Here is an 11635-nt window from a genome sequence, read left to right on the forward strand (position 1 = left end):
TCGTTCGCGCCTCCCGGGTTACGGCAAATCGATCAGCAGGAAGAACGATTCTCCCCCGCCCGCAGCCGTCAGTTTCAAGTCCGGCGTCTCCGTAATGCGCGCCGTGTCTCTCGCGGCCAGCGCCGCCGTCTCCGTCGGATCCGCCGCGTTCGCGACGTACATCGATCCCTCGATAACGAACAGGAACGCCCGCCGATCCCGCTCCTGCAAAAATTCGAGCGACTCTCCCGCCGGAAGCCTCGACAAATAGATCGTCATGTCTTGGTGGATTCTCGCGACGCCTGCGCCGCCGTCCCGCGACACGATCGGCACGAGCCCCTCCCTCAGCGCATCCACGTCGAACGCGGACGTTTCGTACGACGGGGGCAGCCCTCTCCGCTCCGGCTCGAACCACATTTGGAGCAAATTGACCGGCTCGTCGTCGGACGGATTCGCCTCCGTATGGATGACGCCCGTTCCCGCCGTCATGCGCTGCACTTCGCCGAAGCCGGTCACCGCCACGTTGCCGAGACTGTCCTCGTGCCGCAGCTTCCCGCTCAGCACGACCGACACGATCTCCATGTCCGCGTGCGGATGCGCGCCGAAGCCTCGCCGCGGGGCTACCGTATCATCGTTGCACACGCGCATCGGTCCGAATTTCGAATTGTTCTCGTCGAAATAGTCCCCGAAGGAAAAGCTGAAGTTCGACTGCAGCCAGCCGTGGTCCTGACTGTACCGGGTATGCTTCGGATATACGTGGATCACTCGCGGTCCCTCCATTTCTTCCCTTATTGTACCCTTTCCGCGGACGCGCGAAAAGCCGGCCCCGTACGGGAGCCGGCCTCCCCTGCGCAACAACAAAAAACACCCGAGGCGCAAAACCTCGAGTGTCCGTATAAGATATCGATTAAATGATGCCGTGGGCGATCATCGCATCCGCGACTTTCCGGAATCCGGCGATATTCGATCCGACCACCAAGTTGTTCGGATACCCGAACTCTTCGGCCGCCTGAATGCTGTCCTTATAGATGTTCTTCATGATCTCCCGGAGTTTGTCGTCGACTTCGTGGAATCTCCAGGAAAAGCGCATGCTGTTTTGGGACATTTCCAAGGCGGAAACGGCGACGCCCCCGGCGTTCGCCGCTTTCGCCGGAGCGAAAAGAACGCCGGCGTTATGGAAGACGTCGATCGCCTCCAACGTTGACGGCATATTCGCCCCCTCGCCGACCGCTTTCACGCCATTGGCGACAAGCAGTTTTGCGGCCTTCTCGTCGATTTCGTTCTGCGTTGCGCACGGCAGCGCAATGTCGCAAGGAATCGACCAAATCTTTTCGCAGCCCTCCACATAGATAGCGTGCGGGTGCTCCTTTACGTATTCGCTGATTCGCTTTCTTTCGACTTCTTTCAACCGCTGCACCGTCTCGAAGCGGATTCCGTGCTCGTCGTAAACGAAGCCGTCGGAATCGCTGCACGCGACTACCTTGCCCCCGAATTGAGTCGCCTTTTGAATCGCGTAAATCGCGACGTTTCCCGACCCGGAGACGACGACTTTGGCTCCGTCGAAGCTAAGCCCTTTCGATTGCAGCATTTCATCGACAAAATAAACCGTTCCGTACCCCGTCGCTTCTTTTCGAGCCAAACTTCCTCCGTACCCGATGCCTTTTCCTGTGAAAACGCCCGCTTCGTATCCGCCGCGAATTCGCTTGTACTGCCCGAACATAAAGCCGATTTCTCTGGCGCCGACTCCGATGTCGCCCGCCGGCACGTCCAGATCCGGACCGACGTACTTGTATAGTTCTGTCATGAAGCTTTGCGCGAAACGCATGATTTCGCCGTCCGATTTCCCCTTAGGGTCGAAATCCGATCCGCCTTTCCCGCCCCCGATCGACTGACCGGTTAGCGAGTTTTTGAAAATTTGTTCGAAGCCGAGAAATTTAATAATGCTGGCGTTGACGGACGGATGAAACCGCAGACCGCCCTTGTAAGGACCTAAAGCGCTGTTAAACTGCACCCGAAAACCGCGGTTCACCTGCACTTTACCGCTGTCGTCCACCCAAGGCACCCGGAAGGTGATCAGTCGCTCCGGTTCCGAGATCCTCTCAAGGATACCCAGTTGCCGATACTCGGGCACTTTCGCCAAAATCGGGACCAGCGAATCGAAAATTTCTTTCACCGCTTGATGAAATTCCCGTTCATGCGGGTTTCGATTCACCACGGTTTCGTAAACTTCTTGAACGTATTTCCTAGCGCCCGCTACGTTCTGCTCGTCGTACATTGGGTTCATCGGAACGAAAGGCCACCCTTCCCATTTATATCTTACATGAAATGACAAGTTTAATTATATGGCTTTTTCCTTATCCATGAAAGCCCCTTCAATGGAAATTTTCGAGCCCGCTCTATCTCCTTAACGAACCGCAAGTGAAACCCATTATTTAACACAACCTCCGACTGAAGGGGTGAGCCAAAGCAGAGTGCATGTAACAATTTGAGAGAGCCCTCTCGGGGGCTTATTATCTTTAAGGAGCAGGGGAGTTCCCATACACTTTCCCCCTACGGTTCCCGATGCCGATCGAACATTCCGTCAAAACAGCGACATTTGCTCCGGCGGCGGCTCGCCGGGGGCTTGTCCGAGCATCGCCATGAGCCGCCTCGCGTTGCCCGCGCCGTGGCCGCCGGAGTTGTTGTTGAAAATAACGTCGATCGCCTGCGTCGATTCCAGCATCCGCTCCAGGATGCCGACCCACTCGCGCAGCTCTTCGTCGTTGTAATCGTACAAATACCGCACCGCTCGCCAGTCGGCGCGGCCGCCGGTCTGCCAATGCGCAGCGTTGCGCCCGTGGAACCGAACGATCGTCCGCTCCGGATGCGTCGGCACCGGCACGAGCGGCACCGAGCCGAGGCCGGCCTGCGGCTCGTCGCACACGCTGTGCATCCACCCTTCGCGCTCCATGAACGCGAGCGTCTTCGCGCGCATGTCGGACGCGAACCAGCTTTGGTGGCGAAATTCGAGCGCGAGCGGCGCCCCCCCCATGAGCGATTTCGCCCGCCGCAGCGCCGCCACGTTGTCACGCGTGCAGTCGAACCACGGCGGATATTGGAACAAGTACGCCCGCAGCTTCCCGGACCGCTCCATCGGTTCGAACGCCGCGCGGAACGCGGCGAACAGCGCCGCTTCGTCGTCCTCGTTCCGGTCCCCGGCTCCCGCCGCGGCCGCGGGCCGCTCCCCCGTCAGCAGCCTGCCGATCGCGCGCCGCCCCGAATCTCGGTCGTGTCCCGTCATCTCCTGGTACGCTTTCACGACGAAGCCGAAGCCGGGCGGCGTCTCCTCCACCCAGCGGCGCACCGTGTCGGGGGAAGGAATACCGTAGAAGGAGCTGTCGACCTCGACGACCGCGAAATGCTTCGCGTACAACGCCAGCTTGCGGCCCGCGGGCGTTCCCGGCGGCGTCACCGTATCGTGCCCGCCCCAGCCGGCGAGGCCGACGGCGACGCGCTCCTTCGCCGAACTCATGCGCCTTCCCCCTTCCTCCTTCGCTCCGGCGTCTTCACGATTCGCTCCCCCACAGCTTCCGGCTCTTCCGCAGGAAGCGGTACCCTTTGCGCACGCCGTTCATGAGGGGATCCGGAACCGCCACGGGATTGTCATGCATGAACGGCACATAGAGCCGATGGTACGCGCGCTTCAGGTCCCGCCACATGTGGCAGGGTTCCGGCTTCAGGAAGTCGGACACGTCGACCACGACGCCCCGTCCCTCATCGGTCACCATGACGTTCTTGCCGTGCACGTCGTGCGGGTTCAGCCCGCGTTCGCGGGCATAATCGAGCGCTTCGTCGATATCGTCGACGACGCGCTTCGGGATGCGCACGCCCTTCTGCACGCATTCGTACAACGTCTTGCCGTACAGCCGTTTCAATACGAGAAATCGCCGCGCGCGGTCGGCATGCAGACATTCCGAATACGCCTCGTGTTTACCGAGCCGACGGTACACCTCGACCTCGTCCTCCCAGCCTTCCTTGCCCGGCGCGTACAGCTTCACCACGCGATCCGGGTAATCGGGATGGGCGACGACGGCCGCGTAATTGCCCCGGCCCAACAGCTTCCAAGGCGCAGGCAGCTCCGACACGACGACGGGGTCGTGAGGATCCGGGCTGTCCGCGCGGAAGCCAGGAATCAGATCTTTATATATAAGTTCCAAAAATGCGTCCATTGGTATCACCGCCCGAACCTATTGTAACATTCCGCCCGAAAGCCGGGCATTCCTTTCGCCGGACCTGTTTCAGCATATGCATGTTTTCTTCTTTTGGCCCACCCGTCCCATTCGCGCGACCTTCTCGATATACTCGGACGCGAGCGGCACCTTGCAGGCCGTGTTCCCGACGTTGACGTCCACCTTGCCGATGGCCGCCGCCGCCGCGGCCGCCTCCCCATGCAGCGCCGGCACGTAGCAGCCGACGGCGATGACGAAGCCGTTCATCGCGTACCGCACCCGGTTCCGCTCCTCGTGCACCGACGAACGCGCGCGCGCCAGCAGCCCCGCGATCTCGTCCATCGCCAGCGTCTCGTCCGGCGCGATCGAGAGATAGCTTGCGTAGACGCTCCACCCGGCGGCGGCGGTCAGCTCCCCCTCCGCCTCGATCCAGCCGCGAGCGAGCTCGAGCGCGAACGGGCTTTCCGCCGCGACCCACGCCACGGCGCTCTCCGCGAGCATGTACCAATTCGCCGCATGGACCCACCGCGTCAACTGCTCCTTCGTCGTGCGCTTGGGATCGATCGACAGGGCGGCCAAGTACATCGCGTCGCTGTTGCCGGAATCGAACAGCCGGACGGCCAGCGCCTGGTCCTTCTTCACGGTTTTGGCGAGCTTCTTCAGGTCGCCGATTTTCACCCCGAACAGCGGCTCCTTCGCTCCGTGGTTCAGATACGTTCGCTTCGTCCGCTCGTCAGCCATCGCCTCGAGTGCGCTCATGACTTCTTCGTACGTCATATCGTTTCGATTCCTCCCGCTCGGCCGTGTCTGCCATCATGATACCGATTATAGCGCGAGTCGGCGTCTTGTGGTTCGGCAACTTGCATTCCGGTAGAAAAAGGACCCCGATATGCGATGATGCCGGCGGCGAGGCCCGCTCCAACTTCCCCCGTTTCGCCCCGTTGTCACAAAAATGCAGGCCTTCTCGTTACAGAGGCAAACAAAAAAAAAGGAGCGATTTCGATGAAGGAGCATACGGTTGTCGTCGTCGGGGGCGGTTATGCGGGCATTCATACGGTGAGGGCGGTCAAGGCGGAAAGCGAACGGAGCGGCGTTCCGGTTCGGGTCGTGCTGCTGGACGAAAAAGCGTACCATCTCAAAAAGGTTCGCCTCGTGCAGGCGGCGGCGGTGCCGACGGAACTCCGGGTGTCGTGGGAGGCGATGTTCGGGGCGGGCGAAGCGGCCGTCGTGCAGGGGCGCTGCCTCGGCGTCGACGCTGCGGCGCGGCGGGTCCGGTACGCGGAACCGGACGGGACGGAGCGGTCGCTGCCGTACGACCGGCTCGTGCTCGCGCTCGGCAGCGTCGTCCGCGGCGCGCCGGAAGGCGCGGGCGGCATCGCGCTGCGCGGCGAGGAAGAGGCGGAGCGCATCCGCCGCCTCGTCGAGGCGAACCTCGCCGCGGCGGCGGGCGAGCACGATCCCGAGCGGCGGGCGGCGCTCGCGGCCGTCGTCGTCGCGGGCGGCGGCATCAGCGGCGTCGAGACGGCCGCCGAATTGATGAAGGCGATGAAGCGGCAGGCGGCGGCGCTCGCCCTGCCCGTCGAGCTGCCTCGCGTGACGCTTGTGCTCAGCGGCAACCGGCTCGTGCCGCTCATGACGGACGGCGCGGCCGAGAGGCTCGAGGCGAAGATGCGCGCGATCGGCGTGCGTATCGTCCGGAACGCGCGCGTGGCGCGCGACGCCGGAGACGGCTTCGCGGAGCTGTCCGACGGCCGGCGCCTGCCGTCCGGCTGCACGATTTGGACGATCGGGGTCGATCCGAATCCGGCGGTCCGCACGCTCGGTCTCCCGACGGACGACGCCGGACGGCTGATCGCCGACGCGCGGTTTCGGGTTCGCGGCGGCTATGATACGATATATGCCATCGGCGACAACGCGCATATCGTCGACGCCGCGGGCGTCGAAGCCGGCATGACGTGCCGCGAGGCGATTCAGGAAGCGCAGCATCTCGGCAAAGTGCTGCTCGCCGACATCGCCGGCCGGCCCGCCGAGCCGTACCGCGCGGCGACGCGCCAGCAGTACTGCGTCGACCTCGGCGACGGCGAAGGCTTCGCCTGGATTCGCCATTGGGGCGTCGACTTTACGGTCGGCGGCGCGCTGGGCGGGAAAGTTCGTGAATACACTTGGAATGCGGGAAGCTTAATGAAATAAGGAGCGTGGCGCATGGTCGAAACGACGGACGATTTGTATGTGAAGTATAGGCCTCTTCTGTTTTCAATCGCATACCGCATGACCGGATTAAGAGCCGAGGCGGAGGACGTCGTTCAAGACGTCTTCCTCCAGTGGGCGCGGCGTCCGCCGGAAGCGCAACATTTGGAGCATCCGAAGGCGTACTTGTGCCGAATGACCGTCAACCGGTGCACCGACCTCGCTCGCTCGGCTCGGGCGCGGCGGTTAACGTATTTCGGTCCGTGGCTTCCGGAGCCGCTCGTCGCGTTGGAGCGCGACCCTGCCGCCGCCGTGGAAGAGGATGAGACGCTGTCGTTCGCTATGTTGCTGCTGATGGAGAAGCTGCGGCCCGTCGAGCGCGCCGTCTTCGTGCTGCGCGAGGCGTTCGGCTTCGAATATGCCGACATCGCCGGCATGATCGATAAAACGGAAGCGAACGTGCGGCAAATCGTCAGCCGCGTCCGCGCGAAGCTGGACGCCGAGCGGCCGGCGGACGCCGCGCCGCAAGCCGCCTTCGCCTTCGCGTCGGAACTGCTTGCAGCGTTCCATCAAGCGTCGAGCAGCGGCAATCTCGAGCCGCTCATGCAGCGGCTTGCGCCGGACGTCGTCCTGCTGTCGGACGGCGGCGGGAAAGCGTTCGCCGCCCCGGTGCCGATCGTTTCCCGCAACCGCGTGGCCGCGTTCCTCGGCGGCTTGATGCGCAAAGCGGCGGAAGCGCCCGGCAAGTATTCCTTCATCCCCGTCCCTGTCAACGGCGGCCCCGGCCTCGTCGTGCTTGAAGGCAGCAGCGTGAGCAACGTGATGACGTTCGCGTTCGGCGCGGACGGCGCTGTTCATGACATCTACATCGTCCGGAACCCGGACAAACTGAGACATGTTTCCGCCGCCCTGCGAATACCCTAGTACCACTACGGACAAACGGGGTGGAGCATGTCCTGGATCGAAGCGTTTCTCCTCGGACTCATTCAAGGGCTGACGGAATTTTTGCCGATCAGCAGCACCGGCCACCTCGCGCTCGGACGCCATGCGTTCGGGCTGCAGGAGGCCGGTTTGTTTCTCGACACGATGCTGCATGTCGGCACGCTCGCGGCCGTCGTCTTCTACTACCGAACGGAGCTGCTCGACGTGCTGCGGCGGCCGTTCGGCCGCACGAGCATGCTGCTCGCCGTCGGCACGATTCCGGCCGTCGTCGTCGGGCTGCTCTTCGAAGACTTCTTCGAAGCGATCTCGGTCAGCGGCGCGACGATCGGCTGGGAGTTTCTCGCGACCGGCGTCTTCCTCTGGTTCGCCGACCGCATTCGCGACGGGCGCAAGCGCATGCAGGACATCACCTACGCGGACGCCCTCGTCATCGGCGCGTTCCAAGCGGGCGCGATCATGCCCGCCCTGTCCCGCTCGGGCCTGACGATCGTCGGCGGCCTGCTGCGGAAGCTCGACCGCGCGACGGCGGCGTATTTCTCGTTCCTGCTGTCGATTCCCGCCATCCTCGGCGGCGTCGTCATGCAGGGCGCGCACCTCGTCGACGGCAGCGCGGGCGAATCGATCGGCCTCGGAGCGCTCGCTATCGGCGCGGCCGCCTCCGCCGTATTCGGCTACCTCGCCGTCCGGTGGATGATCGATTTCTTGAAGCGCGGCTCCCTCAAAGTGTTCGCCGTCTACGTCTGGGCGCTCGGCCTCGTGATCATCGCGGCGCAGCTGTTCGGCAAGTGGTGACCGGGCCGAGTTGAACCGCCTCCTCCGCTTCGTTACAATAAGAGCAATATTTCATGAGGAAGCGGTGGTTTTGTGGCGGCGCGTAGTGGTCGCGGGCAACAAGAACGAGGCGGACGGCGAGGCGGCGGCCCGGCGGGACCGCAGGAGAGAACCGGGCGGCGCGGCGGAGGCAAGCCGGGACCGCAGCCGGGAGGCAAGCCAGGGTTGCAGCCGAGCGGCAAGCCGGGTTCGCAGCCAGGCGGCAGAGGGCCGCGCGGCGAGCGCGTGGAACGCCCTAGCGGGAATCCGTACGGCCGGGGCCGCGGCGCGGCGCCGCTCGCAGCCGACGCCCGGGGACGCGGCTCCGCGCCAGGCTTCGGCTCGGCCGGCGCCCCGATTCCGGCGGCTGCCGCGGCGGGGCTCCAGCCGAACGCGGCGAAGCGCAAGGGCGAATGGTACGAGATGAAGCTGCCCGAGACGCTGGCGGCAGTGCCGCTGAACGGCCTCATGCGGCTGCTGCCGATTCCGGCCAAGGTCGCCGGGCGTCTCATCAGCGTGAACGGCGTCCAGCGGCAGGGCAAGCTGCTGCGGCTGAAGCTGTTCCCGGAGGAGCGCCCCGAATTCGAGCCCGAATGGATGGAGCTGAACATCCTGTACGAGGACGACTTCTGTCTCGTCGTCAACAAGCCGGACGGCATCGAAGTGCATCCGAGCGCCAAGGGCCAGCGCGGCACGCTCGCGCACGGCGTGGCCGCGTACTACGACATGACGAACCAAGCGTGCCGCGTTCGTCATATTCACCGGCTCGACAAAGATACGACCGGACCGGTGCTGTACGCCAAGAACGAGCTGGCGCACTACGTCTTCGACGCGGCGATGCGCGAGAAGCGCATCGAGCGGATTTACACCGCCCTCGCGGAAGGCGTCATCCGGGACAACAAGGGCGTCATCGACGCGCCCATCGGCCAGGACCGCCACCACTCGACGCGGCGGCGGGTAAGCGAGACCGGCGAACGCGCGGTCACAAGATACGAGGTGATCGAGCGGTTCGCCGATCACACCCTCGTGCGGCTGCGGCTCGAAACCGGCCGCACGCATCAAATCCGAGTGCACCTCTCTCACCTCGGGCACCCGATCGCGGGCGACGGCTTGTACGGCGGCCATCGCCCGATCATGCAGCGTCAGGCGCTGCACGGCGAGAAGCTCGTCTGGCCGCACCCGTGGACCGGGGATCGGCTCAGCGTACACGCGCAGCTGCCCGACGACTTCGCCGCCGCGCTCCGCGCGCTGCGGGAGCCGGGCCGGAAGCCCGTACGCTAACCCGGCGACGAACCGAACGCCGACGAAATACCGAACGCCGACGACGTAACGAACGAAGAAACCTCCCCCCGCTTCCGCCGGGAAACCCGATCGTCGGGTCCCGGGCGAGCCGCGAGGGGAGGTTTTTCGCATTGCAACGGTTACGCCGAGCCGCCGCCGCCGATCTGCGAGGCGGCGCTCCGGATTTCGTCGATCAAGCGTTCGAAGCCGACCGCCACGGCGTCGGTCAAGTCCGCGACGGCGCGCTCGATGCCCGCGAGCGCCGACGTCTGTTCCTCGATCGCGGCCGTCTGCTCCCGGATCGACTCGCTCACGCCGGTGACTTCCTGCATCAAGCCCGTCAAGGCGAACACGATCGCCGCGACGCCGATCGACAGCGCCAGCGCCAGCACCCAGCGTTGGTTATACCAAGGCTTCGGCTTCGCGTGCGCTTCCCTTCTCGAGCCGAACGGCTCCGTCGGATACATATAATAACTGCGGTCGTCTTCGACGAAATATTGGGGGCGGTACGATTCATGAGGCCGGCGCGGCGAAGGCGGCAGCCGCTCCTCGCCTGCGCCGCCGGCGCCCGGATGATGGCGTTCGTTCTGTTCGTTCATCGCGCGTTCCTCCTCGAATCGCCGGAAGAGCCGGCGGAATTGCCATAACGTTCGCGGTTCGCGGCCGATTTCGGTCCGTCGGCGGCGACTCCCCGCATAATTGGGCGCCTGTTACAGAAACTATAGAAGGAATTCCTTCCCGGAGCTCCCGAACATCCACTACGGAGGAGAATCCAACCGATGAAAAACCAAGGCAACAGCATGCAGCCGCAAAACCCGAACGCCCAGGCGCAGCAATCGCTCGACCATCTGCACAACGCCGTCGCGATGGCGCAATCGCACCCGAGCGAGCAGCAGATCGAGCAGGCGAACAACTCGCTCGCGAAGGCGCAGCAAGCCGTCGACCAAGCCGAGGAGAAGAGCAACCAAGGCGCGGCGCAGCTGGCGCGGAGCGAGCTGCAGGAAGAACAGGAAAATCTCCAATCGCTGCAGTAAACCGACGACGACGAACAAAAAGGGACTCCGACGGGCGACCGTCGCAGTCCCTTCTTTTGCATTCGCCGAGGCTCGGCCGTCCGTCGGAAAGATTTCACCGAAATCTCTTGCGCCGACTGGCATTCCGCGGGGCTCCTCCAGTACACTGGTAGAAGAGGGGTGAAGCGAACATGCCGACATGGAAGAACTCCGCGGCCCGCGTGTGGAACGGCTGGAAGCGGCGGCGCGTGCTGTCCTGGTTCCGGCCCGGCGCGGTCGTGAAAAACCGGTATACGATTGTGAAGCCCATCGGCGAAGGCAGCTACGGCCTCGCTTACTTGTGCAAGGACCGTCGCGCGGGCGACCGGCTTTGCGTCTTAAAGCACGTCCAGCCGCTGCGCGGCGGCGCGGTCCGCACCGAAGCGGTGTACAGCCTCGAGACCGCGATGCTCGAGCGGCTTCGGCACCCCGCCGTGCCGCGGCTGATCGACCGGTTCCGCTACCGCGGGGCGTTCTGCTTCGCGATGGAATACGTCCCGGGAATCAGCCTCGAGAAGCTGCTGTTCGAGGAGGAGCGGACGTTTACCGAAGCCGAGGCGCTAACGCTCTTACGACGCTTGCTCGACGTCGTCGCCGACGTGCACGCGGCCGGCATCGTGCACCGCGACATCCGGATCGCCAACGTCATCCTGGACGGCGAGCGCGTCTCCCTCATCGACTTCGGGCTGGCGCGAGAGCTCCGTCCCGGCGCGCCGGATCCGGTGCCCGACGACGTGGCGGACGACGATCCCATGGAGAAGAAGCTGCGCCGCCGCGTCGACGTGTCGAGCGATTTTTACGCGATGGGGCACCTGCTTCTTTTTCTGCTATACAGCTCTTATCCTGAAGCCCGGGAGGAGCGCAGCTGGGAGGAAGAATTGTCGACGCTCGCCCCGGATACGAAAAGGCTGCTCCGCCGGTCGCTCATGACGGAACAGCCTTATGCCTCTGCCGACGAGATGCGCCGCGACGTCGACGCCGCGATCCTCGCTTGCGCGGGTTAACTGCTATAGCTGGAATAGCCCTTCTTCTTATAATACCCGTGACCGTATTGATTGTGCTTCGGGGGTACGCCGTGCGTCGGCTTGTGGAAATGGTCGCTGCTGCTGAACTTCTTGTACCCTCCCCCGTAATGCGGTCCATGGTGCTTCTTCTGCGAGGACGAGAGGAGCATCT

At 64.0% G+C, this 11635-nt stretch carries 12 protein-coding genes; 6 read left to right on the forward strand and 6 right to left on the reverse strand.

Annotation, left to right across the window (positions count from 1 at the left end; all coding sequences use genetic code 11):
- Positions 1 to 18: 18 nt before the first annotated feature.
- From VE009_RS00265 to VE009_RS00285, 5 genes are all read right to left on the reverse strand, one after another.
- On the reverse strand, positions 19 to 744 hold the full coding sequence (locus tag VE009_RS00265) for a pirin family protein (RefSeq protein ID WP_325005373.1): 726 nt from the start codon (positions 742 to 744) through the stop codon (positions 19 to 21).
- Between the two features lie 142 nt (positions 745 to 886).
- A complete protein-coding gene (gdhA, locus tag VE009_RS00270) occupies positions 887 to 2263 on the reverse strand; it encodes an NADP-specific glutamate dehydrogenase (RefSeq protein WP_325005374.1) in 1377 nt (458 codons plus the stop codon).
- A 297-nt stretch (positions 2264 to 2560) separates the two neighbouring features.
- A complete protein-coding gene (locus VE009_RS00275; protein ID WP_325005375.1) occupies positions 2561 to 3490 on the reverse strand; it encodes a DUF72 domain-containing protein in 930 nt (309 codons plus the stop codon).
- Positions 3491 to 3524: 34 nt separating this feature from the next.
- Positions 3525 to 4187: a serine/threonine protein kinase gene (locus VE009_RS00280; protein WP_325005376.1), complete on the reverse strand. Its 663-nt coding sequence runs from the start codon at positions 4185 to 4187 to the stop codon at positions 3525 to 3527.
- A 69-nt stretch (positions 4188 to 4256) separates the two neighbouring features.
- Positions 4257 to 4964 (reverse strand): DNA alkylation repair protein, encoded by a 708-nt coding sequence (locus VE009_RS00285; protein ID WP_325005377.1) that lies wholly within the window; start codon positions 4962 to 4964, stop codon positions 4257 to 4259.
- Between the two features lie 225 nt (positions 4965 to 5189).
- On the opposite strand from VE009_RS00285, the gene VE009_RS00290 reads away from it, so the two are divergent.
- The 4 genes from VE009_RS00290 to VE009_RS00305 all read left to right on the forward strand — a co-directional run bounded on the left by VE009_RS00290 (position 5190) and on the right by VE009_RS00305 (position 9407).
- Positions 5190 to 6377, forward strand: coding sequence for an NAD(P)/FAD-dependent oxidoreductase (locus VE009_RS00290; protein ID WP_325005378.1), 1188 nt, complete (start codon positions 5190 to 5192; stop codon positions 6375 to 6377).
- A 12-nt stretch (positions 6378 to 6389) separates the two neighbouring features.
- Positions 6390 to 7298, forward strand: coding sequence for an RNA polymerase sigma factor SigJ (gene sigJ, locus VE009_RS00295; protein ID WP_325005379.1), 909 nt, complete (start codon positions 6390 to 6392; stop codon positions 7296 to 7298).
- A 27-nt stretch (positions 7299 to 7325) separates the two neighbouring features.
- Positions 7326 to 8108, forward strand: coding sequence for an undecaprenyl-diphosphate phosphatase (locus VE009_RS00300; protein ID WP_325005380.1), 783 nt, complete (start codon positions 7326 to 7328; stop codon positions 8106 to 8108).
- A gap of 72 nt (positions 8109 to 8180) precedes the next feature.
- On the forward strand, positions 8181 to 9407 hold the full coding sequence (locus VE009_RS00305) for an RluA family pseudouridine synthase (protein ID WP_325005381.1): 1227 nt from the start codon (positions 8181 to 8183) through the stop codon (positions 9405 to 9407).
- 140 nt (positions 9408 to 9547) lie between these two features.
- On the opposite strand, the gene VE009_RS00310 is transcribed toward VE009_RS00305, so the two are convergent.
- Positions 9548 to 10006: a hypothetical protein gene (locus VE009_RS00310; protein ID WP_325005382.1), complete on the reverse strand. Its 459-nt coding sequence runs from the start codon at positions 10004 to 10006 to the stop codon at positions 9548 to 9550.
- Positions 10007 to 10186: 180 nt separating this feature from the next.
- Between VE009_RS00310 and VE009_RS00315 the strand changes: the two genes are divergently transcribed.
- Both VE009_RS00315 and VE009_RS00320 read left to right on the forward strand, forming a co-directional pair.
- The gene (locus tag VE009_RS00315) at positions 10187 to 10441 is read left to right on the forward strand and encodes a hypothetical protein (protein WP_325005383.1); all 255 of its coding nucleotides are present in this window, start codon (positions 10187 to 10189) and stop codon (positions 10439 to 10441) included.
- Between the two features lie 170 nt (positions 10442 to 10611).
- On the forward strand, positions 10612 to 11463 hold the full coding sequence (locus VE009_RS00320) for a serine/threonine protein kinase (RefSeq protein ID WP_325005384.1): 852 nt from the start codon (positions 10612 to 10614) through the stop codon (positions 11461 to 11463).
- Positions 11464 to 11635: the final 172 nt, after the last annotated feature.

Origin of the sequence: Paenibacillus sp. (assembly GCF_035645195.1) — a bacterium.
GTDB lineage: Bacteria > Bacillota > Bacilli > Paenibacillales > YIM-B00363 > Paenibacillus_AE.

Excerpts from the sequence above, each read along its gene's own strand:
- gdhA (WP_325005374.1), bottom strand. The coding sequence starts at position 2,263 with ATGAACCCAATGTACGACGAGCAGAACGTAGCGGGCGCTAGGAAATAC.
- VE009_RS00275 (WP_325005375.1), bottom strand. The coding sequence starts at position 3,490 with ATGAGTTCGGCGAAGGAGCGCGTCGCCGTCGGCCTCGCCGGCTGGGGC.
- VE009_RS00280 (WP_325005376.1), bottom strand. The coding sequence starts at position 4,187 with ATGGACGCATTTTTGGAACTTATATATAAAGATCTGATTCCTGGCTTC.
- VE009_RS00285 (WP_325005377.1), bottom strand. The coding sequence starts at position 4,964 with ATGACGTACGAAGAAGTCATGAGCGCACTCGAGGCGATGGCTGACGAG.
- VE009_RS00290 (WP_325005378.1), top strand. The coding sequence starts at position 5,190 with ATGAAGGAGCATACGGTTGTCGTCGTCGGGGGCGGTTATGCGGGCATT.
- sigJ (WP_325005379.1), top strand. The coding sequence starts at position 6,390 with ATGGTCGAAACGACGGACGATTTGTATGTGAAGTATAGGCCTCTTCTG.
- VE009_RS00300 (WP_325005380.1), top strand. The coding sequence starts at position 7,326 with ATGTCCTGGATCGAAGCGTTTCTCCTCGGACTCATTCAAGGGCTGACG.
- VE009_RS00310 (WP_325005382.1), bottom strand. The coding sequence starts at position 10,006 with ATGAACGAACAGAACGAACGCCATCATCCGGGCGCCGGCGGCGCAGGC.
- VE009_RS00315 (WP_325005383.1), top strand. The coding sequence starts at position 10,187 with ATGAAAAACCAAGGCAACAGCATGCAGCCGCAAAACCCGAACGCCCAG.
- VE009_RS00320 (WP_325005384.1), top strand. The coding sequence starts at position 10,612 with ATGCCGACATGGAAGAACTCCGCGGCCCGCGTGTGGAACGGCTGGAAG.